Source organism: Pseudoroseicyclus sp. H15, from assembly GCF_054353345.1.
In genome coordinates, this window is the sequence record NZ_JBTHJE010000001.1 from 23787 (window position 1) to 49042 (window position 25256).

A 25256-nucleotide genomic window follows, 5' to 3' on the forward strand; every position below is an offset into this window, starting at 1 on the left:
CCCCCCGCCCCCGCATTGCAAGCGTTTGCCCTTGCCTGATTGGGCGCTGCCCCCTCAGATGCCGGCATGACAAAGGGCTACATCATTTTCACCACCCCGCGCAGCGGCAGCACCCTGCTCTGCCGGTGTCTCGGTGCCACCGGCGTGGCCGGGGCGCCCGACTCGCATTTCCACGAGCCGTCGCTTGCGGGCTGGCTTGAGGATTACGGGCTTTCCCCCAGCGCCTTTCCCGACCAGCTCAGCGCCAGCCGCGCCGTGGTGGCCGCGGCCCGCGCCCGCGGGAAAGGGGAGACGGAGGTCTTCGGGATGCGCATCCAGCGCGAGAGCTTCGCCTTCCTCCTTGCGCAGATGCATGCCCTCGCGCCGCAGGCCGATGGCGATATGGCGGCGATCGAGGCGGCCCTCGGAGGGCTGGTGCCGATCTATCTGAAGCGGCTCGGCAAGCTCGATCAGGCGATCTCCTACATCCGCGCCGAGCAGACGGGGCTCTGGCATCAGGCCCCCGACGGCAGCGAGGTCGAGCGGCTCTCCCCGCTCCGCGAGCCGGTCTACGACAGCGCCGCCATCGCCGAGCGGCTGCGGACGGCGCTGGCGGAGGAGGCGGCTTGGGAGGAATGGTTCATGAAGGCCGGCGTCTCGCCCCTGCGCCTCACCTACGAGGCTCTGGCAGCCGACCCGGAGGGCGAGGTCGCCCGCATTCTCGCCGCGCTCAGCCAGCCGGTTGCGGCCGCCACGGGGCTCGAGCCTGGCGTCGCCAAGATCGCCGATGCGCTGAACAGAGAGTGGGCCGCGCGCTTCCGGGCAGAGGAGCCGGAGCTGGCAGCGGCGGGCTCGGCCTGACGACGGAGCGCAGCCGGGCCGGATGGTCGAGGAGGGCCGTGCAGCCCTGTCAGGGAAAGAGGTGGGGGATACCCGCACCCTACTCAGCGAGCTGTCGGCAGGGCAGGTAACGCCCCGCCGGCGCTTAGCCCTGCTTGGCGACCTGGGTGAATTCCAGCTCGACCGGCGTGGCGCGGCCGAAGATCGACACCGTCACCTTCAGGCGCTGGTTGTCTTCGTCGACCTCTTCCACGGTGCCGTCGAAATCCTCGAACGGGCCGTCGGCGACCTTCACCTTCTCGCCGATCTCGAAGCGGATCAGCGTGCGCGGCGTCTCCTGGCCCTCTTCGACGCGGCCAAGGATCTGCTGCACCTCGGCGTCGCGCATCGGCATCGGGCGGCCCTGCGGGCCAAGGAAGCCGGTGACCCGGTTGATCGAGGTGATCAGGTGATAGCCCTCGTCGGACATCTCCATATGCACGAGCACATAGCCCGGCATGAAGCGCCGCTCGGTCGAAACCTTCTTGCCGCGGCGTACTTCGATGACCTCTTCGGTGGGCACCAGCACCTCGTCGATCTGCTCGGCGAGATCCTGTTCTTCCACCTTGGCGCGAATCTGCTCGGCGATCTTCTTCTCGAAGTTCGAGAGCACGCTCACCGAATACCAGCGCTTGGCCATCTGTTCCTGCCCTTCGGCTCTTGTTCAACGACGGCCGGAATCGCCCGGCCACAAAGAAAAGCGGCGCGGGGCTCATCCGCCGCGCGCCAATCGTCGGGCCTCTTACCGCCGGCCCGCGGTGAATTCAACCCTTCGGCGCACCCCATGGCCGGCAAGGCCCGGCTTCCCTAGCCCGGCGCGTCGCCAACGGCCCAGGCGCGGCTCGAAACCGAGACCGAATTGCCCGACGGGTCCTTGGTATTGGCGAAGGCATAACCGCCGCCTTCGTGGACCGGGCCGAAGGCGAAGCCCCGTTCGGCGGCACGGGCCACGAACGCCGGCACATCGGCCACGTCGAAGACGAGTTTCACAAGGGATTGGCCGCTGCGCTGGCCCTTTGCGGCCGGGTGAAGAAGCAGCGGAATGCCTGAGCCTTCGGGCCGCAACTCCACGATCCGGTCGCCCTCACGCGTCACGGCCTCATAGCCGAAGAGCGCCCCGTAGAACTCGGTCGTGGCAGCGATGTCGCGTGTGTAGAGGATGAGGCGGCCCAGCCCGGCGCTTGAAACCGGAGGGGCCGGCTGGCTCACCCGCCGAAGTAGGTGAGAATTCCGGTCAGGCCGAGCCGGATGAGAATATCGACGATGCTGAAGAAGGCGGCGGCCAGGCCAGCCAGCAGCACCACCATCAGCGTCGTGAGCAGAACCTCGCGGCGCGTCGGCCAGACGACCTTCGCGATCTCAGCACGGGTCTGCTGAATGAACTGAACGGGGTTGGTGCGGGCCATCGGCGTCTCCCTCTCGGCAGCGGGCGACCTATCGCCTCATGCTGGCCTTTTCAAGGCCGGCAAGCGGACGTCGGCGGAAAGGCGCGGCCCGCTGTGACACACGCGCCGCGGGCGGGGCTGGGCGGAAGCTATTCGGTGCTGTGAAATCTGGGAATGTCCGGGCGCCGGAGCGTACGGTAAAAGGGCCTGGCAGGGGCAGCAGGGCTCGAACCCGCGACCTACGGTTTTGGAGACCGTCGCTCTACCAACTGAGCTATACCCCTAAGGCCGAGCGGCTGGGTAGCCCGATCCCGCAGGCGAAGCAAGACCCTTGGATGTGGCTTCTTCACCGCTCCCTGCGACTGCCCATAGCCCCGGCAAACCCTGCCTGCCCTTGACTCACAGGCGCCCGCGTCGCTAAACGCCCGCATCCGGAAGCTTCATAGCCTTCCGGTCCCGGCCCACATGCCGGGATCGCCCCCCGTCAGCGAGTGTTCGCCCACGGGGGCGTTTGCCGTTTGCCGAGGCCCTGCCCATATCGGGGCTTCGAGAAGAGAAGTAGCCCGGGGGACCCGCGCCCATGTTCGAGAATCTGTCCGACCGCCTTTCTGGCGTATTCGACCGGCTGACCAAGCAGGGCGCCCTGTCGGCAGACGATGTGAAGACCGCCATGCGCGAGGTGCGCATCGCCCTGCTCGAGGCCGACGTCTCGCTGCCGGTGGCGCGGGACTTCATCAAGGCGGTGGAGAGCAAGGCGACCGGCCAGTCGGTGACCAAATCGGTCACGCCGGGCCAGCAGGTCGTCAAGATCGTGCATGACGAGCTGATCCACGTGCTCAAGGGCGACGAAGAGCCAGGCGAGCTGAAGATCTCCTCCCCGCCCGCGCCGATCCTGATGGTCGGCCTGCAGGGCGGCGGCAAGACGACGACCACCGCCAAGATCGCCAAGCGCCTGAAGGAGCGCGAGGGCAAGAAGGTGCTCATGTGCTCGCTCGACGTGAACCGCCCCGCGGCCATGGAGCAGCTCGCCATCCTCGGCACGCAGATCGGCGTAGACACTCTGCCCATCGTCAAGGGCGAAGACCCGGTTTCCATTGCCAAGCGCGCCAAGACGCAGGCCAGCCTCGGCGGCTACGACGTCTACATGCTCGACACCGCCGGGCGGCTGCATATCGACCAGGAGCTCATCGCTCAGGCCGCCGCCGTGCGCGATGTCGCCAAGCCGCGCGAGACGCTGCTGGTGGTCGACGGCCTGACGGGGCAGGACGCGGTCAACGTCGCCACCGAGTTCGACGACAAGATCGGCGTCACCGGCGTCGTCCTCACCCGGATGGATGGCGACGGGCGCGGCGGTGCCGCCCTCTCCATGCGCGCGGTCACCGGCAAGCCGATCCGCTTCGTCGGCCTCGGCGAGAAGCTCGACGCGCTGGAAAGCTTCGACCCCGAGCGCATCGCCGGCCGCATCCTCGGCATGGGCGACATCGTCGCGCTGGTCGAGAAGGCACAGCAGACGCTGGAGGCCGAGCAGGCCGAGCGCATGATCCGCCGCTTCCAGAAGGGTCAGTTCAACATGAACGACCTGAAGATGCAGCTGGAGCAGATGATCAAGATGGGCGGCATGGCCGGCCTCGCCGGCATGATGCCCGGTATGGGCAAGATGCAGAAGCAGATCTCTGAAGCCGGGATGGACGACAAGATGCTCGCCCGCCAGATCGCCCTGATCAACTCGATGACCAAGAAGGAACGGGCCAACCCCGACCTCCTGCAGGCCAGCCGCAAGAAGCGCATCGCCAAGGGCGCGGGGCTGGAGGTGCAGGAACTTAACCGCCTGCTCAAGCAGCACCGCCAGATGTCGGATGTGATGAAGAAGATCGGCAAGGGCGGCAAAGGCGGCCTGCGCCAGATGGCCCAGCAGCTCATGGGCAAGGGCGGCATGGGCGGGATGCCCGGCGGCATGCCCGACATGAACGATCCCAAGGCGATGGAAGAAGCGGCCCGAGCCCTCGGCGGCATGAAGGGCGGTATGCCCGGCGGCCTGCCGGGCCTTGGCGGCGGCGGCCTGCCGCCCGGCCTTTCGGGTTTCGGGAAGAAGAAGTGACACCCCCGCTCGCCATCCCCCGGCTTGAGACGGAGCGTCTCATCCTGCGCGGCCCTGCCCGCGAGGATGCCGCGCCCTATGCCGAGTTCTGGGCCTCGGACCGTTCGCGCTATGAGGGCGGCCCGCGAGACCTGGCGGGCGCCTGGGAGGATTACGCCACCGCTTTCGGCCTGTGGCTGATCGACGGCTACGGCTGCTGGGCGCTGGAAGACAAGCAGACGGGCCGCTTCCTCGGCATCGTGGGCCTGAACCACCCGGCACATTTCCCCGAGGTCGAAATCGGCTGGACGCTGATGGAAGAGGCCGAGGGCCGGGGCCTCGCCTTCGAGGCGGCCCAGGCCTGCCTCGCCTGGGTCTGGGCCAATACCGCCCTCACCTCGGTCGTCGTTTATATCGAGCCGGAGAACGCCCGCTCGATCTCGCTGGGCAAGCGGCTGGGCGGCGTGGCGGATGGTGGCGCGCAACCGGTCGACCCGGGCGATGTTGTCCTGCGCATCGCGCGCCCGGCGGAGGTGGCGGCATGAGCCAGGCTCCCACCCTCACCACGGCGCGGCTGACGCTTGGCCCCTGCGACATGGATCACGTCGCCGCCTTTACCGCCTTCGCGCAAACCGAGCGCAGCCACTTCCTGGGTGGCCCGGCGGAAGACGCGCGCGACGCCTGGGACAGCTGCCTGATCCATGCCGGCCAGTGGCAGGTGCGCGGCTATGGCACCTTCTGGCTCACCGAGACATCCAGCGGCCGCCCCGCCGGGCGCGTCGGCCTCTGGCATCCCTGCACGTTCGAAGAGCCCGAGCTGTCGTGGGTCGTCTATGACGGCTTCGAAGGGCTGGGCTATGCCGAAGAGGCGGCCCGCTTCATCCGCGATTGGGCCTGGCGCGAGAAGGGGCTGGGGCCCCTGCACAGCGACATCGCCCCCGCGAACACCCGCTCGCTCGCGCTGGCCCGCCGCATGGGCGCCGTCTTCGAGAGCACCAGCAAGGCCGGCACGGCGGCGGAGGTGCAGATCTGGCGCCACCCCGACCCGGCCGAGGAGAACGCCGCATGAAATGGCCCGCTGACCTTTCGCCGCTCAAGACAGAGCGGCTCGACCTGCGCCTGCCCGCGCCGGACGATCTGGACGCGGCCATCGCCTTTGGCCAGTCCGACCGAACGCGCTTCATCGGTGGCAAGAGCGATGCGTTTCAGGCCTATCGCGGTGTGATGGCGGGCATCGGCCACTGGGTCGTCAACGGCTTTGGCATGTGGTCTGTCTATCTGCGTGAAAGCGGCGAGATGATCGGCCGCGTCGGCATCATCTACCACCAGTTCCCCGATGGCTGGACGGAGCCGGAGATCGGCTGGCAGCTCTTCGACGGGTTCGAGGGCAAGGGCTACGCGCTGGAAGCCGCCCGCGCCGCCAAGGCGGATTACCACCGCCGCATCACCCGCCACCCGCTCATCAGCCATATCGACCCCGCCAACGAGCGCTCGGCCAGCGTCGCCCGCCGCATGGGGGCAGAGATCGAGGGCGAGCGGATGCTGCTGGGCGACCCCGTCATGGTCTGGCGCCATACCGGGCCGGAGAGCGTGGTATGACCGAAGTGCTCAACGCCAACACCACCGAGCGGCTGGATACGCCCCGCCTCGTGCTGCGCCGCCCCGGCGGGCAGGACTGGCCGGCGGCGCGCGACTTTTTCATGTCGCCGCGCTCGGCTGGTGTGGGCGGGCCCGTCTCGCTCGGTGCCGCCTGGCGGGCACTGGCCAGCGAGATCGGCCATTGGGACATGCGCGGGTTCGGCATGTGGGCCGTCACCAGGCGCGGCAGCGATGAAGCCATCGGCCTGATCGGCCCCTGGTACCCGGTTGACTGGCCGGAGACGGAAGTCGGCTGGATGATCTGGGACGAGGCCGCCGAGGGTCAGGGCTACGCGCATGAGGCCGCTCAGGCCGCCATAGCCCATGCCTGGGCGGTGCTGGGGTGGGAGACCATCGTCTCTTACGTCGACCCCGACAACACCCGCTCCATCGCGCTCGCCGAGCGCCTGGGTGCCCGGCACGACCCCTCGGCCACGGTGCCGCGGCCCGACAAGCCATGCCTCGTGTTCCGCCACCCCCGGCCGGAGGGCCGCAAGTGACCAATGACCAGACATTGCCCGGAGGCTCGCCCATGCCCGACGACATATCCCGCGCCGCCGCCGTGCTGGCCGAGCATCGCGAAAGCATCGACCGGCTCGATGCGATCCTCGTTTTCACGCTTGCCGAGCGCTTCAAGCACACGCAGGCCGTGGGCAAGCTGAAGGCCGAGCATTCCCTTCCCCCGGCCGACCCTGCGCGCGAAGAAGCGCAGATCGCCCGGCTCACCGATCTTGCAAAGGGCGCCGATCTCGACCCGGCCTTTGCCAAGAAATTCCTGGCCTTCATCATCCAGGAAGTCATCAAGCACCACGAACAACACCAAGCCTGAGGGCGTTGCCCTCAAACAAAGCCATCAAAGGAGACACTCACATGGCCATGAAAATTCGCCTCGCCCGCGGCGGCTCGAAGAAGCGCCCGCACTATTCCATCGTCGCGACCGACAGCCGTATGCCGCGCGATGGCCGCTTCCTCGAGAAGCTCGGCACCTACAACCCGCTGCTGCCCAAAGACAGCGAAGACCGGGTGAAGATGGATGTCGAGCGCGTGCAGCACTGGCTCGCCCAGGGCGCCCAGCCGACCGACCGCGTGAGCCGCTTCCTTGAAGCCGCCGGCGTGACCGAGAAGAAAGAGCGCGCCAACATGAAGAAGGGCGAGCCCGGCTCCGCCGCGAAAGAGCGTGCCGAGAAGAAAGCCGCCCGCGCTGCCGAGGCCGGCGACTCCGATGCCGCGGCTCAGGTCGAGGCCGAAGAAGCCGCTGAGCGCGAAGCCGCGGAATGAGCGACAGCCGCGTCATCGTCGGCGCGGTGGCGGGGGCGTTCGGCGTCCGGGGAGAGGTGCGGCTGAAAAGCTTCTGCGCCGAGCCCGAGGCGATTGCCGATTACGCCCCCCTCGTGACGGACCGGGGGCGTGTCTTCCCCTCGGTCCGGCTCACCGGGCGCACCTCCGGCGCCCTGACGGCGCGGCTGGACGGGATCACCACCAAGGACGAGGCCGATGCCCTGAAGGGCACCAGCCTTTTTGCCGAGCGGTCCCGTCTGCCCGCGCTGCCGGAGGATGAATTCTATCACGCCGATCTCATCGGCCTTGCCGTGTTCGACGCGGGCGGGGAAGAGATCGGCAGTGTCGCCGGGGTTTTCGACCATGGCGCCGGCGACCTGATCGAGGTGAAGGCCAAAAGCGGCAAGCCGCTGCTGCTGCCCTTCACGAAGGTCGTTGTGCCGACGGTCGACCTTGCCGCCGGGCGGCTCGTCGTCGACCCGCCTGAAGAGCTCGAGTGATGGCAGAGCCGCGCGCCCTGGGCCGCAAGTCGATCCGCGCCTCGCTGAAGCCGGCCGACCTGATGGCCGAAGAGACCCTCACCCACGCGTGGCGGGCCGAGATCGTGACGCTTCTGCCCGAGGCCTTCCCCGGTGTGCTGGGTGAAAGCCTCACGGGCAAGGCCCTGCGCGACGGCAAGTGGCAGCTGCGCACGCACGACCTGCGCCAATTTGGCGAGGGGCGGCATCGGAACGTCGATGACACGCCCGCCGGCGGCGGCGCCGGTATGGTGCTGCGGGCCGATGTGCTGGGTCAGGCCATCGAGGCCGCGCAAGACCCGCGCCGACCCCTGCCCGCTCTGCTGCTCTCGCCGCGCGGTCGCCGCTTCGACCAGGCGATGGCGGCCCGCCTCGCCGCCGGGCCGGGGGCGCTGTTCGTCTGCGGGCGGTTCGAAGGCGTCGATGAACGCGCCATCGAGCATTACGGGCTGATCGAGGTCTCGCTTGGGGATTTCGTGCTCACCGGCGGCGATCTGGCCGCGCAGGCGATGATCGACGCGAGCCTGCGCCTGCGGCCGGGCATCCTCGGCAACCTCGCCAGCACCGAAGAGGAGAGCTTTTCCTCCGGCCTGCTGGAGCATCCGCAATACACCAAGCCCGCCGAATGGCAGGGAAGGGCGATCCCCGAGGTACTGCTCTCGGGCCATCACGGGCGCATCGCCGAGTGGCGGCAGACGCAGGCGGAAGAGATCACCCGCACGCGCCGGCCCGATCTGTGGGCCGCCTATACCGAGGCGAAGGGCAAGAAGCCCTGAGCCCCCTGCCCTAGCCGCCGCCGAGGATCGCGTTCAGCGCATCGCGGATGCTGCCACCCTCGTTCGCCTGCCCCTCGTTGGCCGTCTGCGGCGCGAAGCCCGCGCCGCCGGTGGCAGCGCCGTTGCCAGTCCCATTGCCGCCAGCACCCAGGATGTTGTCGAGCGCGCCCTCCACCGCCTGGGCGGACTGGCTGTGTGGGGGGATCGGCGAATCCATCGGCAGCGGGCTGGGCGTCATCGGCGCGAGGATGCGCGCCATGGCCTCGTGCCAGATCTCCGCCGGCAGGCCAGAGCCGGTTACCCCGGTCAGCGGCGTGTTGTCGTCATAGCCCATCCAGACGCCGACCACGTAGTCCGCCGAGAAGCCGACGAACCACGCGTCGCGCGCCGCCGAGGTGGTGCCCGTCTTGCCGGCCAGCTCCCAGCCATCCACGCGGGCGCGGGTGCCGGTGCCGGCATCGACCACCTGGTTCATCATGTAGGTCAGCTGACGGGCCGCCTCTTCGCGGATCACACGCTCGCCAATGCCGCTGCGGGTTGTGAGCAGCGGGTCGGGATTGCCCTGCAGGCGCAGATCGACAATGCCATAGGGCACCACCGCCGAGCCGCCGTTCAGGATGCCGGCATAGGCGCCCGTCATCTCCAGCAGCGTCGCCTCGGATGCACCGAGCGCCAGCGCCGGGCCGTTGGCCAGGTCACGGTCGATGCCGAAGCCCTGGGCCACCAGACGCACATTCTCCAGCCCCGCCCGCATGGCGACGCGCACCGCGGGAATGTTCCGGCTCTCGCGCAGGGCCTGCAGCAGGGTGATCTCGCCCTCGAACTCGTGGTCGTAGTTCGACGGGCTCCAGGGGCCCGAGCCGGGGATGTTGATGGTGATGGGCTCGTCGACGATCGTGTCGAGCGGTGAGGAGCCAAGGTCCAGCGCGGCCGCATAGACGAAGGGCTTGAAGGTCGAGCCCGTCTGCCGCAGCGCCTGAGTGGCCCGGTTGAAGGCGAAGGACGCGTTGACGTCTCGCCCGCCCACCATGGCCCGCACGGCGCCGTCGGCGCTCATCACCAGGATGGCGGCCTGCGCCTCGGATTCCTCGCGCACCTTTTCGGCGAAGATGTAGCTGATCGCCTCCTCAGCCGCCTGCTGCACGCGCGGGTCGAGCGTGGTGCGGATGATCACATCCTCCGTCGTGTCACGCGTGTAGAAGTCGGGGCCGGAATCCATGATCCAGTCGGCGAAATAGCCGCCGGCCTGCGCCGCAGCCGCCTGGCTGAGCGTGGCGGGGTTGGCGAGCGCTTCGGCGGCGGCACTGTCAGAGAGGTAGCCCTGCTCTTCCATCAGGCCCACAACCAGCGCCGCCCGGTCTTGCGCGCGGGTAAGGCTGTTGGTGGGGGCCAGCGACGAGGGCGCCTTCAGCAGACCGGCCAGCATCGCGGCCTCGGCCGGCGTCACCTCGGCCGCGGAATGGCCGAAGTAGAGCTGGGCCGCAGCCTCGAAGCCATGCGCGCCGGCGCCAAGGTAGGAGCGGTTGAGGTACACGGTGAGGATCTCGTCCTTCGAGTACCGCACCTCCATCGCCATGGCGTAGATCGCCTCGACGGCCTTGCGCCACAGCGTCGTGCGGCGGCAATCTGCCTCATAGGCGGTCTCATTCTCCCAATCGGCGGGGTTGTAGGGCCGCCCGAGGCACAGCAGCTTGGCCGTCTGCTGCGTGATGGTCGAGCCGCCGTTGCCTTCGAGCGGGCCGCGACCCTCGCGCAGGTTGATGCGCACGGCAGAGGCGACGCCGCGGGGGCTGACGCCGAAATGCCGGTAGAAACGCCGGTCTTCCGTGGCGACCACGGCGTTGCGCAGATGCACCGAGACGGTGTCGGCGGTGATCATCCCGCCGTATTGCTCGCCCCGCCACGCGAAGGTCTGGCCGTCGCGATCGAGCATGGTGACAGAGCCGCTGGCGCGCCCGTCAACCAGCTCGTCGATATCGGGTAGCCCGGCGGCATAGATGAGCACGGCGCCGCCGATGAAGAGCCCGAAGGCCAGCCCGACCCGCCAGCCGACACCCCACAGGATGCGGCCGATGAAGGCGAAGAGCCCCAGAACCATGCCAGCGGCCCAGCCGAACGGGCCCCTCGGCCCCCGCGGTGGCCGGGCCTTCTGAGCCTTGGGCGCGCGCTGCTTCTTCGCGGGCGCGGCCTTTCGGCCGGCCGGCTGCGCCGCCTTCTTGCTGGGATGGCGCCGTTCGGCGACCAGAGGCGGCCGCCTTTTCCCATCGTCTGCCATGTCTGCCTTTGAGCTGCTCGCTACGGTTGAGGCCTCTTCCGGGCCGTCTTTCGTCGCGACCATAGCTCTATCCAGAGCAAATGTTGAGCGCCATTGAGTCTCTCAACGTCAGTTTTCATAGCGCTCATTTTCGCAGCAAAGCCCGTATTTTGTGCAAAAATTGTGCAATTTCGACCCCAAAGGCGGGGCCGGGGGCGCCTGATTTCTTGTTCCCCCGCCCCTGTAAAGGCTTGTTTCGCCAATGCGGTCACCCGGGCACGGCACGGGCAGGGCCTCACCCGGGAGACAATTTCAAGGGGAAGACAGTGAAACTCATCATCGCAACGATCAAGCCGTTCAAGCTCGAGGAGGTGCGCGAAGCGCTCACCTCCGTCGGCGTGCGCGGCATGATGGTGACCGAGATCAAGGGCTTCGGCTCTCAGTCCGGCCACACAGAGATCTATCGCGGCGCCGAATATGCCGTGAACTTCGTGCCGAAGGTCAAGCTCGAGATCGTCGTCCCCGACGGCCTGGCCGACCAGGTGGTCTCCACCATCGCCACGACGGCCAAGACCGACAAGATCGGCGACGGCAAGGTCTTCGTGCTCGACGTTGCCAGCGCCCTGCGCGTGCGCACCGGCGAGATCAACGACGACGCACTCTGAAAAGCCGAGAAACGGGAGTTAAGGGACAATGAATCTTTTGAAACTCTGGATGGTGGCGCTCTTGATGGCGTTTCTGTCCATCGGCGTCAGCGCCGTGCCCACTACGGGCTGGGCCCAGGACGACACGGTCGCGGAAGAGCTCGATGATGCGGGTGATGATGCGGCCGCTGCGGCCGAAGATGTAGGCGACGCGGCTGCTGCCGCGGCGGAAGACGTTGGCGATGCGGTCGATGCTGCGGCCGATGAAGTCGCCGAAGAGCTGTCGGTCGACCCGGCGGCTGATGAGACCCCGGTCGATGATACGCCGACGAACGACGAGATCGGCTACATCTTCACCACGTTCATGTTCCTCGTCACCGGCTTCCTGGTGATGTGGATGGCCGCCGGCTTCTCGATGCTCGAGGCGGGCCTGGTGCGCCAGAAGAACGTCACCATGCAGCTGATGAAGAACGTCTCGCTCTTCGCCATCGCTGCCATCATGTACTACCTCATCGGCTACAACCTGATGTACCCGGGCGATGGCTGGTCGATCGATGGCTGGCTCGGTGCCTTTGCGATCACCTCGCTTGAGCCCGTGGGCGGCAGCCCCGATACCGACCTTACCTACGCTTCTGTCGGCTCGGACTTCTTCTTCCAGCTGATGTTCTGCGCCACCACCGCTTCGATCGTCTCCGGTACGCTTGCCGAGCGCATCAAGCTGTGGCCGTTCCTGATCTTCACCGTGATCCTGACCGGCCTGCTCTACCCGATCCAGGCCTCCTGGAAATGGGGCGGCGGCTTCCTCGATGCCGACTACGGCTTCCTCGACTTCGCCGGCTCGACGGTTGTGCACTCGGCCGGTGGCTGGGCTGCTCTGGCTGGCGCGATCGTGCTCGGGCCCCGGATCGGCAAGTACCGTGACGGCAAAACCGTGGCCATGCCGGGTTCGAACCTGACCCTGGCGACGCTGGGTACGTTCATCCTGTGGCTCGGCTGGTTCGGCTTCAACGGCGGCTCGCAGCTGTACATGGATACGGCCGGCAACGTGGCTGACATCTCCCGCATCTTCGCCAACACGAACACGGCGGCTGCAGGTGGTGCCATCGCGGCTCTGATCCTGACGCAGATCCTCTACCGCAAGCCCGACCTCACCATGGTGCTCAACGGCGCTCTGGCTGGCCTGGTCTCCATCACCGCCGAACCGCTCACCCCGAGCCTCGGCGCGGCTACCCTGATCGGTGCCGTTGGTGGTGTGCTGGTGGTCTTCGCGGTTCCGCTGCTCGACAAGCTCAAGATCGACGACGTTGTCGGCGCCATCCCGGTGCACCTCGTCTGCGGCATCTGGGGCACGCTGGCGGTGGTTCTCACGAACTCCGACGCCACGCTCGGCGGTCAGCTGATCTCGATCATCATCGTCGGCGTGTTCATGTTCGTCGTCTCGCTGGTGATCTGGTTCATCCTGAAGATGATCATGGGCATCCGCGCCTCGGAAGAAGACGAGATCGCCGGTCTCGACATCTCCGAGCTCGGCATGGAGGCCTATCCCGAGTTCTCCAAAGGCTGATATTCCTTCCAGTCAGCCTTTTGACCAACTGCCCGGGCGTTCGCGCCCGGGTTTTTTGTTGTCTGGGAGGCAGAGGGAGACGCGGCGGGCTCCAGGGTTTCTCCTTGCCTCCAAGGGGGCACCGGCCCATCTGTCGGAGGGAAACATAAAGGAGAGACACATGCCGCGCTTCATCTTCACCTATCACGGCGGCCGCAAGGACATGACGCCGGAGGAGGTCTCGGAGGGCCGGCAGCGCTGGATGGACTGGATCGCCGACCTCGGCGAATCCGCTGTCGAGCCGAACAACCCCCTGAAGGCTCCCCGCCTCGTCGGCGACGATCAGGGCATCACTCCGATGATGGGCTACACCGTCATCCGCGCCGGCGATGCCGCCGAGGCCGAAGAGATGGCCGAGGGCTGCCCCTTCCTCGACATGGGCGGCACGATCATGGTGGCCGAGATCCTGGAGATGCAGTGACGGCGGCCCGCCGGCACGCATCGAACGAAAAAGGGCCCGGTGCGCTGCACCGGGCCCTATGCTTGGCGGGATAGCGGGCCTCAGCCCGCCGCTGTTCAGATCACCGACGCAATCGCCTTCGCCAGCACCGGCACCGTCTCGGCGTTCAGACCCGCGATGTTGATCCGGCTGTCGCCCACCATGTAGACGGCGTGCTCCTCGCGCAGGCGCGTCACCTCCTCCGGGCTCAGGCCCAGCCGAGAGAACATGCCGCGGTGGCGGGCGACGAAATCGAAGCGGTCGGAGTTGGTGAGGCGGCGCAGCTCGTCAGCGAGGCTCTGGCGCAGCTCCAGCATGCCCTCGCGCATCTCCTCCAGCTCGGCCTGCCAGTCGGCGCGCAGCTCGGGATCGGTGAGGATCTCGGTCACCACACGGGCGCCATGGTCGGGCGGGAAGGAGTAGTTCTGCCGGTTGAGGAAGTTGAGGTTGCCCTGGGCAACCTTGGCCGCCTCGGCATCCTTCGACAGCGCCACCAGCAGGCCGGCGCGCTCGCGGTAGATGCCGAAGTTCTTGCTGCAGGAGGCGGCGATCAGCGCCTCGGGGCAGCCGGCCACGATCTTGCGCACGCCCGTCGCGTCTTCCTCCAGCCCGTCACCGAAGCCCTGATAGGCAAGGTCGACCATCGGCAGCGCGCCTTTGGCGTTGAGCAGATCGACGACCTTGTCCCAGTCCGCCGCCGTCAGGTTGGCGCCGGTGGGGTTGTGGCAGCAGCCGTGCAGCAGCACGACGTCGCCGCTCTTCATACCGCCCAGTGCCTCCAGCATGCCGTCCACATCCACTTCGCCGGTCTCGCTGTCGAAATAGCGGTAAGGCGTGGCCGGCATGCCGAGGTATTTGAGGATGGAGATGTGGTTCGGCCAGGTCGGCTCGCTGTACCACACAGTCGCGCCGGGCGCGGCCATGCGGACAAGCTCGAACGCCTGCCGCACCGCACCGGTGCCTCCGGGCGTAGCGATGGCGGCGAGCCGCTCAGCCGGCGCGCTGTCGCCGAGGATCATCGAGATCAGCGCCTTAGCATAGGCCGGGTCGCCCGCGAGGCCGGTATAGGCCTTCGTCGTCTGGCTCTCCTGCAGCCGCTTCTCGGCCGCCTTGACGGCCCGCATCACAGGCGTGTTGCCGGAGGCATCCTTGTAGACGCCGACGCCGAGGTCGATCTTGCCGGGCCGCTCGTCGGCTCGGTACATCGCCATAAGCGCCAGGATCTTGTCGGGCGCGGGTTCTGTCAGGGTCTCAAACATCAGGCCTCTCCGGTTGCGACCGCCAGGTCGCTCTCCATGCCCCATTCGGCCCAGGAGCCGTCATAGAGCGCATGATCTTGCTTGCCGAGCCTTGCGAGCGCCAGGCTGAGCACTGCCGCCGTCACACCCGAGCCGCAGCTGGTGATGGCGGGCTTGTCCAGATCCACGCCGGCGGCTTCGAAGATCTCGCGCAGCGCCTCTGGCGGCTTCATCGTACCGTCATCCGCCAGCAGGTCCTTGAAGAACACGTTGCGGCTGCCGGGGATGTGGCCGGCGCGCAGGCCGGGGCGCGGCTCTGCCGCCTCGCCACGAAAGCGGGCCGGGGGGCGGGCGTCGATGATGGTGGCATCGCCGAGCTTGGCGGCACCGGCGACCTCGGTGACATCGCGCACCAGTTCGGCGCGGCGCGTCGCAGTGACATTGCGCTCGCGAAGCTGGGGCAGTTCGGAGGTCAGCGGACGGCCCTCGGCGCGCCACTTTGGCAGACCACCGTCCAGCACGGCGACGGAGTGGAAATTGCCCATCAGGCGCAGCAGCCACCAGACGCGCGCGGCCGAGAACAGCCGGGCGCCGTCATAGACAACCACCTTCGCCCCGTCGCCTACGCCCATGGCGCGCAGACCGCTGGCGAACAGCTCCTCCGGCGGCGCCATGTGGGGAAGCTCGGAGCGCTGGTCGGAGAGGGCGTCGATATCGAAGAAGCGGGCGCCGGGGATATGCGCCTCGTCATACTCGGCGCGGGCATCGCGGCCCATGTCGGGCAGGTACCACGAGCCGTCGAGGATACGCAGCTCCGGGTCGCTCATGGCCTCGGCCAGCCAACCCGTCGAGACCAGCACGTTCGGATCGTCCATCGCCTTGCCCTCTTGACCGGCACTCCCCTACCGCGGCCCGTCTGGGCTGGCAAGGCAGCCGCTCAGCGGCGGGCGCGGCGCCCCATCGCAAGGGCGATCAGCCCCGCCAGCGCCAGACCGCCCACGCCGCCGGCCAGCACATGCGGCACGAGGGCCGGCACCGACAGATCGACGGAGGGAGTCACGCCGGCGGTGTCCACCAGACCGGTGGGCCGGACAGAGGCCCAGATGCGCCCGGCGAGCAGGCCGCCCAGTACGCCGGCGGGCACCATGACGCGAAAACGCAGGACGATGAGCCCGATGAACAGGCCGGAAATGCCGCCCGCGGCACCTTCGATGAGCAGATATTGCCACATGGCGGTTGGTTAACAGAGCGCCGCGGCCCAGTGCAACGCGCAGGCCCAGCGCGCACCGAGGCGTGACTTAGCCGTGCTCTTTCAGCAGGCGGGCCTTCTGGCGGTTCCAGTCGCGCTTGGCCTGGGTCTCGCGCTTGTCGGCATGCTTCTTGCCCTTGCCGAGGGCGACCTTGATTTTGACGATGCCGCGATGGTTGAAATACATCACCAGCGGCACGACGGTCATGCCCTCGCGGGCGGTGCCGTTCCACAACCGCGAGACTTCACGTTTCGAGGCCAGGAGCTTACGCCGACGGCGCGGCTCGTGCCCCCAGGTCTTCGCCGGCTCGTAGGGGGCGATATATGCATTGGTGAGCCACAGCTCGCCGTCTTCGACCGAGGCATAGCTTTCGGCGATGTTGGACTGGCCGACGCGCAGGGATTTCACCTCCGAGCCCGTGAGCATGATGCCGCATTCGAGATCGTCCTCGATTGCGTAATCAAACCGGGCGCGGCGGTTTTCCGCGATCACTTTGTAATTGTCGTGCTCTTTGGCCATGGCAGTTGGAGATAGGCGCCGTGGGCCGCTCTGTCCAGTTCAGCCGGGCCGATGGCGCATGTTCGCGGGATGTTCCCTTTCGTCTGGCGCGGGGCTAGCCTCGACCCATGAGTGCCCTGCCCCTCTTGCCCAACCCGCTGGCCCGCCGGCTGTTCATGGATCGTCACGCCCTGCTGCAGTCGGCCTCGGGCTCGGGGCGCGGGGCCGACCTGCTGGCGCTGATCCGGCGGCTGGGCTTCGTGCAGCTCGACAGCGTCAACACGCTGGCGCGGGCGCATGATCTGATCCTGTTCAGCCGCATGGGCAGCTACCGGCCCGCCGCGCTCGGCCGGCTGATGACGCGCGAGCGGGCGCTCTTCGAGCATTGGACGCATGATGCCGCCGTAATCCCGGTGGAGTACTTCCCGCATTGGCACCACGTCTTCGACCGGAACGAAGAGCGGATGAAGCAGAAGTGGACGGCCTGGCAGGGGGAGGATTTCCTCGCACAGCTTGATGACGTGCGAGCCCATGTGGCGCGGGGGCCGATCAGCGCGAGCGAGCTGGGGACGGACGAGCCCAAACCCTCCGGCGGCTGGTGGGACTGGCACCCTTCGAAGGCGGCGCTGGAATGGCTGTGGCATACCGGCGAAATCACCGTGGCGAAGCGCGAGAGCTTCCGGAAGGTCTACGACCTGACCGAGCGGGTGATCCCGGCGGAGCATCTGGGGCGGCGCACCACCCCCGAGGAGACCATCGACTGGGCCTGCCGCGAGGCGCTGGCCCGGCTGGGCTTTGCAACGTCGGGCGAGCTGTCGGGCTTCTGGGGGCGCAACATGGTGATGCCGGCAGAGGCGAAGGCCTGGGTGACGGCAGCACTGGCGCGGGGCGAGGTGGAGGACATCGGCGTCGACCAGGCCGACGGGCGGTTGCGGCGCTGCATCGCCTTTCCGGGGCTGCTGGACGAGGCGGCGAGCTTGGGCGAACCGGCGAAGCGGATGCGATGCCTCTCGCCGTTCGATCCCATGCTGCGCGACAGGGCTCGGGCCGAGCGGCTTTTCGGCTTCTCCTACCGCATCGAGATCTTCGTGCCGGCGGAGAGGCGGACCTATGGCTACTACGTTTTCCCGCTGCTGCAGGGCGACCGGCTGGTCGGGCGGGTCGACATGAAGGCCAACCGCGAGGCGGGCACGCTGGACGTGCGCGCGCTCTGGCCAGAGGCCGGTCTGCGCTGGGGCAAGGGCCGGCAGGCCGCCTTCGAGGCCGAACTGGCCCGGCTCTGCCGCTTCGCAGGTCTTGAAAGGGCCCGCTTCGCCGACGGCTGGCTGCGCGACTGAACAGGCTTGCCCGGTGCGCAGGCGCCTGCCATGTATACATGACGTGGGGGGGAGAGCGGCATGGCGGCCAAAGCGAAGCACAATCAGGAAGGCCGGGCATTGACGGCCCTGCGCGAGCGCATCCTGGCCGGCCAGATCCCCGGCGGCACGCGGCTGTTCGAGGTGCCACTGGCCGAAGAGATGCAGATCTCCCGCACACCCCTCCGCGCCGCGATGTCACGCCTGGCCGAAGAGGGCCTCATTGAGCGCGCCCCCGGCGGCGGCTTCGTGGTGCGCGCTTTCACCTTCGCCGATGTGGCCGATGCCATCGAACTGCGCGGCGTGCTGGAGGGCACCGCGGCGCGGCTGGCGGCCGAGCGCGGGGTGGGCGAAGGCGAGATGGCGGGGCTGCAAGCGCTCCTCGCCTCGCTGGAAGAATGCTTCACGCCGGGCAAGCTGGAGGTAGCTTTCGAGCGCTATTCCAGCCTCAACGCCGCCTTTCACACCGCGCTGCAGCACCTGCCTGCCAGCCCCATCCTCGCCCGCGAGCTGGAACGCACCAAGACGCTGCCCTTCGCCTCGCCCTCGGCCTTCCTGCCCGACGAGGCGGGCCACGAGGCCTTCGAACATTCGCTCTTTCAGGCCCAGTCGCAGCACCGAGCGCTGGTGCAGGCCATCGCTGCGCGTGAGGGCGCTCGGGCCGAGTCCATCGCGCGCGAGCATGCGCGGCTGGCCCGCGGCAACCTAGACCACCTCATCCGCAGCCAGGCAGCGGGGGCGCCGCTCTCGCCCGCACTGGCGCTGGTGATCGACTGATCTTCGCTGCAGCGCGGCGGAGGAGAGACTTGCCACAGGGCCGGAATCAGGCCAGCAAGAGATCAAATGTATACATTGAGCATAGGGAGGAGCCCATGGCTGCCAATTCACTTCAGGACGTGATCGACAAGAACGGCAATGTCGTCGACGTGCTGCGCAACAGCAAGATCGGGATGTATGTCTACCCGGTCGTCGCGCCCGAATTCGTCAACTGGCGTGACGAGCAGAAGGCCTGGCGCGATGGCGCCGTGCTGTTCGACCAGTCGCACCACATGGACGAGCTGATCGTCGAAGGCCCGCAGGCCACCGAGTTTCTGTCGTACCACGGCATCAACTCGTTCGGGAATTTCGACCTGAACCGCGCCAAGCACTTCGTGCCCGTCACCCCGGCCGGCCATGTCATCGGCGACCACATCATCTTCCGCGAGAGCGAGCAGAAATACATCCTCGTCGGCCGCGCGCCGACCTCCAACTGGCTGATGTTCTGCGCCGCCTATGGCAAGTGGAACGTGCGCATCAAGCACGACCCCCGCAGCCCCAGCCGGCCCGAGGGCGAGCGCGTGCTGCGCACCCACTACCGCTACCAGATCCAGGGCCCGGACGCGCCGAAGATCTTCGAGAAGATGAACGGCGGCCCGATCCCCGAAATCAAGTTCTTCCACGTCGACTGGATCAACGTCGGCGGCAAGAAGGTGCAGGCGCTGCGCCACGGCATGTCCGGCGCGCCGGGTCTGGAAATCTGGGGCCCCTATGCCGACAAGCATTACGTGCACAGCGCGATCATGCAGGCGGCCAAGGATGCCGGCGTCGATCTCGTGCAATGCGGCAGCCGCGCCTACAGCACCAACACGCTGGAATCCGGCTGGATCCCCAGCCCGCTGCCCGGCATCTACACCGGTGACGGCATGCTGGCCGAGTACCGCCAGTGGCTGGGTGCCGATGCCTACGAGGCCAATGGCGCCATCGGCGGCAGCTTCGTCTCCGACAACATCGAAGATTACTACGTGAACCCCTTCGAACTGGGCTACGACTTCTACATCGGCTGGAAGAAGGACGATTTCGTCGGCAAGGAAGCCCTGACCGCGATGAAGGGCTCGCCCTCGAACCGCAAGAAGGTCACCTTCGAGTGGAACAAGGAAGACGTCCTCAAAGTCATCGCCTCTGCCTTCGAGCAGGGCACGCCCTACAAGTGGATCGACTTCCCGCAGCCGAACTACGCCTCGACCAGCGCCGACATGGTGCTCAACGAGGCAGGCGACATGGTCGGCATGAGCATGTTCAATGGCTACAGCTTCAACGAGCGCTGCGTGCTCTCGCTGGGTGTGGTCAGCCAGGACGTGCAGGAGGGCGACGTGCTGACGATGAAGTGGGGCGAGCCGGAGACGACCGGCAAAACCTCCACCGAAGAGCACAAGCAGACGGAGATCCGCGTGCGGGTCTCGCCGACGCCCTATTCCAGCATGGCGCGCGAGAACTACGCCGACAGCTGGCGTACAAGAAAATAATGAAAAATTCGGGGGCGGGCGCTCATTTGCTTTCGCCCCCGAAGCGCCCATACTGGGCAAAACCCGCGGGAGGAGCTGCGGGGCAATCTCGGGAGGATGCCAATGTTCTTTAAGACTTTCGCCGCAGCCGCCACCGCTGCGACTGCCATCGCGGCGCTCGCCGCCCCCGCCACTGCCGAAACGCTGAAACTGGCCCATTGGGTGCCGCCGCAGCACACGCTCACCGCCTCGACCGTCGAGCCGCTTGCCAATGGCGTGTCGGAAGCGACGAACGGCGAGCTGACCATCGATGTCTATCCCGGCGGCGAGCTGGGCGCCGGCCCGCTGGAGCAATACGTGCGCGCCGTGCAGGGCGTGGCCGATATCGTCTGGGGCCTGCAGGGCTACACGTCGAGCCAGTTCCCCCGCACGATGATCGCCGAGCTGCCCGGTGTCGTCACCGAGGATCGCCCCGGCTACGAAGCCATCTGGGATGCCATCGATGCCGGCTACCTGCGGGAAGAATATCCGCAAACGAAGCCGCTCGCGCTTTGGACGTCGGAGCCCAACATCTTCATCATGAAGGACCATGACATCCGCACCCCCGCGGATGTGGAAGGCCTGAAGATCCGCGTCTCCGGCTCTGTCGCCGCCGACCTGATCGAATCGCTGGGCGGCATCCCCGTGCAGATGCCTGCGGGCGAGATGTACAACGCGCTCGACACCGGCCTGATCGACGGCATCGTGACCGGCGCCTCCGCCGTGGGCGACTTCCGCCTCGATGAGGTGGCGAACTCCTACACGCTGGGCGCCCCGATGGGCCGCATCACCTTCTACCTCGTGATGAACCAGGGTGTGTACGACGGGCTCTCGCCCGAGATGCAGGCCGCCATCGACGACAACTCGGGCCGCAGCCTGAGCCAGAGCGCCGAGGAAGGCTGGTACGCCACCACCGATCGCGTGCTGGAAAGCATTGCCGCCACCGGTGACAACACCGTCATCGAACTGACCGATGACGAGGCCAATGCCTTTGGCGAGCTCACCATGCCGGTGACGGAGCAGGTCGTGTCCGATCTGGGCGCCGAGGACATCCTAGCCGTCATGGAAGGCGAGTAATCGCACCATGCTCGTCACGCTGCGGAAGATTGCGGACGGGCTGATCAACCTCGCCGCTGTCGTGGGCTCGATTGCCCTGATCGTCGAGGTTGTCGTGATCCTGATCGATGTGGTGGGGCGCTATTTTGGCGCCCCACTCACCGGCGCGCAGGACATCTCCACCATGGGCCTCGCCGTGCTCGTCTTCGGCGGCATGGCTTTGTGCGACCGGGTGGGCGGGCATGTCTCTGTCGATATCTTCGAGCGGAATTTCCCGGAGTGGCTGAACCGCACCGGCGACATCGTGGCAGCTCTGCTGGGCGTGCTGTTCTTCGGCGGCATTGCCTGGACGATGTATGACAGCAGCCTGCTCAGCCAGATGCTGAACCTGAAAACCAACATCATCGACCTGCCCAAGTGGTATTTCCAATGGGCGATCTGCGTCTTCTCGATCATCACGGCGCTCGGCATGGCCCTGCGCGCGGTCGAGCTTGCCCTCGGCGGCCCCCGCCCCAGCCCATTGGGAATGGAAGAGGCCGATCTGGCTGGAGCCTCTGAATGAGCCCCGAACTCCTCGGCTTCGCCGGTATCCTCGTTCTCTTCGTCCTTCTGATCCTGCGCATCCCCGTCGCCATCGCGATGGCCGTGGTGGGCTTCGTCGGCGTCTGGGTGCTGAACTCGTGGAACGCCGCGCTCTCCACCCTCTCCACCGAGGCCTTCACCATGGCCTCGAAGAGCGAGCTGGTGGTGGTGCCGCTGTTCATCCTGATGGGCAACGTCGCGAGCCAGACGGGCATGTCGCGGCGGCTCTACGACGCCGCCTATGCCGTGATCGGGCAGATCCGCGGCGGGCTCGCCAGCGCCACCATCCTTGGCTGCGGCGGCTTCGCGGCGCTTTCGGGCTCGTCCGTCGCCTCGGCGCTGACGATGGGCAAGGTGAGCCTCGCCGAGATGGACCGGTTCAATTACGCGCCCTCGCTCTCGACCGGGGCGGTGGCGGCGGGCGGCACGCTCGGCATCCTCATCCCGCCCTCCACCGGCTTCGTGATCTACGCCATCCTCGCGCAGGAAAGCATCGGCCGGCTCTTCCTTGCCGGGGTGCTGCCGGGCCTTTTGCTGCTGGCGCTCTTCATCGCGACGATCACGCTGCTCTGCTCGATCTGGCCGGCCCTCGGCCCGGCAGGCCCCCGCACGACGATGGGGGAGAAGCTGCGCAAGATGGTCGGCGCGGGGCCGATCATCCTCGTCATCCTGCTCACCATCGGCGGCATCTACGGCGGCATCTTCTCGCCCGTCGAGGCGGCGGCGGTGGGCGCGGGGCTGGTGATCCTCGGCGGTGTCATCGAGCGCAAGCTCACGCTCGGCGGCCTCTGGCACGCCTGCCGCGACAGCGTAGTGACCACGGCGACGGTGATGCTCATCCTCATCGCCGCCTCGCTCATCAACCCCTTCCTGGCGCTCAGCCAGATCCCGGCGCTGGTTGGCAGTTTCCTCGGCGGGCTCGACGTGGCGCCGGTGGTGGTGCTGGGGCTGATCCTGCTCAGCTACCTGATCCTCGGCTGCTTCCTTGAGGGCTTCGCCATGCTGGTGCTGACGATGCCGATCTACTTCCCCGTGATCACCTCGCTCGGGATCGACCCGATCCTGTTTGGCGTGCTGGTGGTGCTGGTGCTGGAGATGGGGCTGATCTCGCCGCCGGTGGGGGTGAACGTCTTCATCGTCAAATCTGTCGCGCCGCGCGTGCCGCTCGGCACCATCTTCCGGGGCGTGATGCCCTTCTGGATCGCGATGCTCGTCTGCACGCTGCTGATCGTCGCCTTCCCGCAGATCGCGCTGATCCTGCCGGAGACGATGATCCAATGATCCGCATCGGCTTTCTCGGCTTCGGCGAAGCGGGCGAGGCCTTCGCCCGCTCGCTGGCCGGGCGGGCCGAGATGCTGGCAACCGACATCCGGCCCGAACGCATGGAGGCCGCCGAGGCGGCGGGCGTGCGCGCCGTGGCGCCGGACGGGCTGACGGGGGCGGATTGGCTGATCTCGGCCGTCACCGCCGATGCCAGCCTGACGGCGCTGGAGGGGCAGCCCGTGGCGCCGGGGCAGCTGGTGATCGACATCAACTCGGTCTCGCCGGGCCGCAAGCGGGCGAGCGCGGCGCTGATTGCGGGGCGCGGGGCGCGCTATCTCGACATGGCGGTGATGGCGCCGGTGCACCCGCGCGGCCACGCGACGCCGGTGCTGGTGGCGGGCGCGGCGCCGGAGGAGCTGACAGCGCTCGGTTTCGACTGGCGCAGCGTGGGCGACGAACCGGGCCAGGCGACGGCGATCAAGATGGTGCGCTCGCTCTTCGTGAAGGGGCTGGAGGCGATCACGGTGGAAACGCTGCTGGCCGCCGAGGCCGCCGGCTGCGCCGACGAGATCGCCGCCTCGCTGGCCAAGAGCTACCCCGGCCTCGGCTTCCCCGACATCGCCGATTACCAGTTCGAGCGCACCTTGCGCCACGGCACCCGCCGCGCGGCGGAGATGCGCGAAAGCGCGGCGACGATCGACGAGCTCGGCCTCACCGGCGCGCTCGCCGCCGCCATTGCCGAGGTGCAGGCGGCACAGGGCGCCGCCGACGTGGCGCCCGAGGCGCCGCTGGCCGACAAGCTGGCCGCGCGGAGGAAACGCTAGGGGAGGAGCCCGATGACCAGCCTGCAGGACAAGATCGACCAATGGGGCAGCCCCGCACGGATGCTGCAGAATTCGCCGGTGGGGAAGTATGTCTACCCGATCCCGCCGGAGTTCACCAACTGGATGGAGGAGCAGCGGGCGTGGCGGCAGAGCGTGGTGCTCTTCGACCAGTCGCTGCACATGACCGACCTCTACGTGCGGGGCCCGGATGTGATGCGGCTGCTCAGCGACCTTGCGGTCAATTCCTTCAAGGGCTTCGGGCCGGGCAAGGCCAAGCAGATCGTCTGCGTCAGCCATGAGGGCTACCTCATTGGCGATTGCATCCTCTTCGGGCTGGGGGAGAACGAGGTGAACATCGTCGGCCGCCCGAACCTGCCGAACTGGGTGCAGTTCCATGCCGAGACCGGCGATTACGACGTGACGGTGGAGCGCGACGAACGCCGCATCGACGCACCGGATGCCCCCCGCAAGACCTACCGCTACGAGTTGCAGGGGCCGAATGCGATGGCGCTGCTGGACGAGCTGAACGAGGGCGGGCCGCTCGTGACGAAGTTCTTCAACATGGGCGAGATCACCATCGCCGGCCACAAGGCGCGCACGCTCAGCCACGGCATGGGCGGCGCCGAGGGGCTGGAATTCTGGGGCCCGGCCGCAGACGGGCCGGCGGTGAAGGCGGCGATCTTGACGGCGGGCGAGAAGCACGGGCTGCGCCAGGCCGGGGCGCGGGCCTATAGCTCTGTCGCCGCCGAAAGCGGCTGGATCCCCTCGCCCGTGCCAGCGATCTATACCGGCGAGGCCATGCGGGCCTATCGCGAGTGGTTGCCGGCGGCGAGCTTCGAGGGCATCGCGTCGATCGGCGGCTCGCTGCAATCGGACGCGATGGACGACTATTACGTGACGCCGTGGGAGTTCGACTACGGCCGCGTGGTGAAGTTCGACCATGACTTCATCGGCCGCACGGCTCTGGAACGCATGGCTGAGGGACCGCACCGGCAGAAGGTGACGCTGGTCTGGGACAAGGCCGGCGTTCTGGACATCTTCGCCGGGCTCATGGAGCCGGACCCAAAGCCCAAGCTCATGGAGATGCCCACCGGCCATTACGCCGCCCACCCGTTCGACGCCGTGCTGGACAGCGAGGGGCGGCGGATCGGCTTTTCCACCTACCCCACCTACAGCGCCAACGAGAGCGCCTGGATCTCGCTCGCAGTGGTCGAGCCGGGCGTCGCCGCGCCGGGCAGCCGGGTGCGGCTTCTCTGGGGCGAGGCCGAGGCGACGGAGAAACCCGTGGTGGAGCGGCACAGGCAGGTGGAGCTGGGGGCGGAGGTGCAGCCTTGGCCGATCTACGCCGCGAGCCGCGAGGGCTATCGCAAGAGGGGCTGAGCGGGGCGCCTGTGGAGAGGCCGGGGGGCCAGCCCCGTCG

Annotated in this window: 29 protein-coding genes and 1 tRNA gene; 21 read left to right on the forward strand and 9 right to left on the reverse strand. The window is 67.7% G+C overall.

Going from position 1 to position 25256, the window contains the following annotated elements:
* Nucleotides 1-66 precede the first annotated feature (66 nt).
* Nucleotides 67-840: a Stf0 family sulfotransferase gene (locus ACXN5S_RS00100; RefSeq protein ID WP_458603351.1), complete on the forward strand. Its 774-nt coding sequence runs from the start codon at nt 67-69 to the stop codon at nt 838-840.
* A 124-nt stretch (nt 841-964) separates the two neighbouring features.
* On the opposite strand, the gene nusG is transcribed toward ACXN5S_RS00100, so the two are convergent.
* From nusG to ACXN5S_RS00120, 4 genes are all read right to left on the reverse strand, one after another.
* Nucleotides 965-1498 (reverse strand): transcription termination/antitermination protein NusG, encoded by a 534-nt coding sequence (gene nusG / locus ACXN5S_RS00105; RefSeq protein WP_458603352.1) that lies wholly within the window; start codon nt 1496-1498, stop codon nt 965-967.
* A gap of 167 nt (nt 1499-1665) precedes the next feature.
* The gene (locus ACXN5S_RS00110) at nt 1666-2067 is read right to left on the reverse strand and encodes a VOC family protein (protein ID WP_458603353.1); all 402 of its coding nucleotides are present in this window, start codon (nt 2065-2067) and stop codon (nt 1666-1668) included.
* Nucleotides 2064-2264, reverse strand: a complete 201-nt coding sequence (gene secE, locus ACXN5S_RS00115) for a preprotein translocase subunit SecE (protein WP_458603354.1) — start codon at nt 2262-2264, stop codon at nt 2064-2066. Before secE ends, ACXN5S_RS00110 begins: the two co-directional genes overlap by 4 nt.
* A 187-nt stretch (nt 2265-2451) precedes the next feature.
* Nucleotides 2452-2527 (reverse strand) — tRNA-Trp (locus ACXN5S_RS00120).
* Between the two features lie 296 nt (nt 2528-2823).
* On the opposite strand from ACXN5S_RS00120, the gene ffh reads away from it, so the two are divergent.
* Genes ffh through trmD form a run of 9 tightly spaced genes read left to right on the forward strand, consistent with a single transcriptional unit; the run spans nt 2824 to nt 8530 of the window.
* Entirely contained in the window at nt 2824-4341 is a 1518-nt protein-coding gene (gene ffh, locus ACXN5S_RS00125; RefSeq protein ID WP_458603355.1) for a signal recognition particle protein, read from the forward strand.
* Complete coding sequence (locus tag ACXN5S_RS00130; RefSeq protein WP_458603356.1) at nt 4338-4865, forward strand: GNAT family N-acetyltransferase; 528 nt, start codon at nt 4338-4340, stop codon at nt 4863-4865. Before ffh ends, ACXN5S_RS00130 begins: the two co-directional genes overlap by 4 nt.
* Nucleotides 4862-5389 carry a GNAT family N-acetyltransferase gene (locus ACXN5S_RS00135; protein WP_458603357.1) on the forward strand — a complete coding sequence of 176 codons (528 nt, stop codon included), beginning with the start codon at nt 4862-4864 and terminating at the stop codon, nt 5387-5389. Before ACXN5S_RS00130 ends, ACXN5S_RS00135 begins: the two co-directional genes overlap by 4 nt.
* Nucleotides 5386-5919, forward strand: a complete 534-nt coding sequence (locus ACXN5S_RS00140) for a GNAT family N-acetyltransferase (protein WP_458603358.1) — start codon at nt 5386-5388, stop codon at nt 5917-5919. Before ACXN5S_RS00135 ends, ACXN5S_RS00140 begins: the two co-directional genes overlap by 4 nt.
* Nucleotides 5916-6458, forward strand: coding sequence for a GNAT family N-acetyltransferase (locus tag ACXN5S_RS00145; protein WP_458603359.1), 543 nt, complete (start codon nt 5916-5918; stop codon nt 6456-6458). Before ACXN5S_RS00140 ends, ACXN5S_RS00145 begins: the two co-directional genes overlap by 4 nt.
* A 32-nt stretch (nt 6459-6490) precedes the next feature.
* The gene (locus ACXN5S_RS00150) at nt 6491-6787 is read left to right on the forward strand and encodes a chorismate mutase (RefSeq protein ID WP_458603360.1); all 297 of its coding nucleotides are present in this window, start codon (nt 6491-6493) and stop codon (nt 6785-6787) included.
* 41 nt (nt 6788-6828) lie between these two features.
* A complete protein-coding gene (rpsP, locus tag ACXN5S_RS00155; RefSeq protein WP_458603361.1) occupies nt 6829-7236 on the forward strand; it encodes a 30S ribosomal protein S16 in 408 nt (135 codons plus the stop codon).
* Nucleotides 7233-7736 (forward strand): ribosome maturation factor RimM, encoded by a 504-nt coding sequence (rimM, locus tag ACXN5S_RS00160; RefSeq protein WP_458603362.1) that lies wholly within the window; start codon nt 7233-7235, stop codon nt 7734-7736. Before rpsP ends, rimM begins: the two co-directional genes overlap by 4 nt.
* Nucleotides 7736-8530 carry a tRNA (guanosine(37)-N1)-methyltransferase TrmD gene (trmD, locus tag ACXN5S_RS00165; protein ID WP_458603363.1) on the forward strand — a complete coding sequence of 265 codons (795 nt, stop codon included), beginning with the start codon at nt 7736-7738 and terminating at the stop codon, nt 8528-8530. Before rimM ends, trmD begins: the two co-directional genes overlap by 1 nt.
* A gap of 10 nt (nt 8531-8540) precedes the next feature.
* Here trmD and ACXN5S_RS00170 read toward each other — a convergent pair whose 3' ends face one another.
* A complete protein-coding gene (locus ACXN5S_RS00170) occupies nt 8541-10805 on the reverse strand; it encodes a transglycosylase domain-containing protein (protein ID WP_458603364.1) in 2265 nt (754 codons plus the stop codon).
* A gap of 305 nt (nt 10806-11110) precedes the next feature.
* Between ACXN5S_RS00170 and ACXN5S_RS00175 the strand changes: the two genes are divergently transcribed.
* The 3 genes from ACXN5S_RS00175 (at nt 11111) to ACXN5S_RS00185 (ending at nt 13452) form a co-directional block, all read left to right on the forward strand.
* On the forward strand, nt 11111-11449 hold the full coding sequence (locus ACXN5S_RS00175) for a P-II family nitrogen regulator (protein ID WP_458603365.1): 339 nt from the start codon (nt 11111-11113) through the stop codon (nt 11447-11449).
* Nucleotides 11450-11477: 28 nt separating this feature from the next.
* On the forward strand, nt 11478-12992 hold the full coding sequence (locus ACXN5S_RS00180; RefSeq protein WP_458603366.1) for an ammonium transporter: 1515 nt from the start codon (nt 11478-11480) through the stop codon (nt 12990-12992).
* A gap of 160 nt (nt 12993-13152) precedes the next feature.
* Entirely contained in the window at nt 13153-13452 is a 300-nt protein-coding gene (locus ACXN5S_RS00185) for a hypothetical protein (protein WP_458603367.1), read from the forward strand.
* Between the two features lie 95 nt (nt 13453-13547).
* On the opposite strand, the gene ACXN5S_RS00190 is transcribed toward ACXN5S_RS00185, so the two are convergent.
* The 4 genes from ACXN5S_RS00190 to smpB all read right to left on the reverse strand — a co-directional run bounded on the left by ACXN5S_RS00190 (nt 13548) and on the right by smpB (nt 16477).
* Nucleotides 13548-14729: an amino acid aminotransferase gene (locus ACXN5S_RS00190; protein WP_458603368.1), complete on the reverse strand. Its 1182-nt coding sequence runs from the start codon at nt 14727-14729 to the stop codon at nt 13548-13550.
* Nucleotides 14729-15583: a 3-mercaptopyruvate sulfurtransferase gene (gene sseA / locus ACXN5S_RS00195; protein WP_458603369.1), complete on the reverse strand. Its 855-nt coding sequence runs from the start codon at nt 15581-15583 to the stop codon at nt 14729-14731. Before sseA ends, ACXN5S_RS00190 begins: the two co-directional genes overlap by 1 nt.
* 62 nt (nt 15584-15645) lie before the next feature.
* Complete coding sequence (locus ACXN5S_RS00200; protein WP_458603370.1) at nt 15646-15939, reverse strand: hypothetical protein; 294 nt, start codon at nt 15937-15939, stop codon at nt 15646-15648.
* Between the two features lie 67 nt (nt 15940-16006).
* On the reverse strand, nt 16007-16477 hold the full coding sequence (gene smpB, locus ACXN5S_RS00205) for an SsrA-binding protein SmpB (protein WP_458603371.1): 471 nt from the start codon (nt 16475-16477) through the stop codon (nt 16007-16009).
* Between the two features lie 107 nt (nt 16478-16584).
* On the opposite strand from smpB, the gene ACXN5S_RS00210 reads away from it, so the two are divergent.
* The 8 genes from ACXN5S_RS00210 to ACXN5S_RS00245 all read left to right on the forward strand — a co-directional run bounded on the left by ACXN5S_RS00210 (nt 16585) and on the right by ACXN5S_RS00245 (nt 25216).
* Entirely contained in the window at nt 16585-17793 is a 1209-nt protein-coding gene (locus tag ACXN5S_RS00210; protein ID WP_458603372.1) for a winged helix-turn-helix domain-containing protein, read from the forward strand.
* 60 nt (nt 17794-17853) lie between these two features.
* The gene (locus tag ACXN5S_RS00215) at nt 17854-18588 is read left to right on the forward strand and encodes a GntR family transcriptional regulator (RefSeq protein WP_458603373.1); all 735 of its coding nucleotides are present in this window, start codon (nt 17854-17856) and stop codon (nt 18586-18588) included.
* Between the two features lie 95 nt (nt 18589-18683).
* The gene (gene ligM, locus ACXN5S_RS00220) at nt 18684-20093 is read left to right on the forward strand and encodes a vanillate/3-O-methylgallate O-demethylase (RefSeq protein ID WP_458603374.1); all 1410 of its coding nucleotides are present in this window, start codon (nt 18684-18686) and stop codon (nt 20091-20093) included.
* Between the two features lie 102 nt (nt 20094-20195).
* Nucleotides 20196-21188 (forward strand): TRAP transporter substrate-binding protein, encoded by a 993-nt coding sequence (locus tag ACXN5S_RS00225; RefSeq protein ID WP_458603375.1) that lies wholly within the window; start codon nt 20196-20198, stop codon nt 21186-21188.
* A gap of 7 nt (nt 21189-21195) precedes the next feature.
* Nucleotides 21196-21729 (forward strand): TRAP transporter small permease, encoded by a 534-nt coding sequence (locus ACXN5S_RS00230; RefSeq protein WP_458603376.1) that lies wholly within the window; start codon nt 21196-21198, stop codon nt 21727-21729.
* On the forward strand, nt 21726-23030 hold the full coding sequence (locus ACXN5S_RS00235; protein WP_458603377.1) for a TRAP transporter large permease: 1305 nt from the start codon (nt 21726-21728) through the stop codon (nt 23028-23030). Before ACXN5S_RS00230 ends, ACXN5S_RS00235 begins: the two co-directional genes overlap by 4 nt.
* Nucleotides 23027-23836 (forward strand): NAD(P)-dependent oxidoreductase, encoded by an 810-nt coding sequence (locus ACXN5S_RS00240; RefSeq protein ID WP_458603378.1) that lies wholly within the window; start codon nt 23027-23029, stop codon nt 23834-23836. Before ACXN5S_RS00235 ends, ACXN5S_RS00240 begins: the two co-directional genes overlap by 4 nt.
* Nucleotides 23837-23848: 12 nt before the next feature.
* Nucleotides 23849-25216, forward strand: coding sequence for an aminomethyl transferase family protein (locus ACXN5S_RS00245; RefSeq protein ID WP_458603379.1), 1368 nt, complete (start codon nt 23849-23851; stop codon nt 25214-25216).
* The last annotated feature ends 40 nt before the right edge of the window (nt 25217-25256 follow it).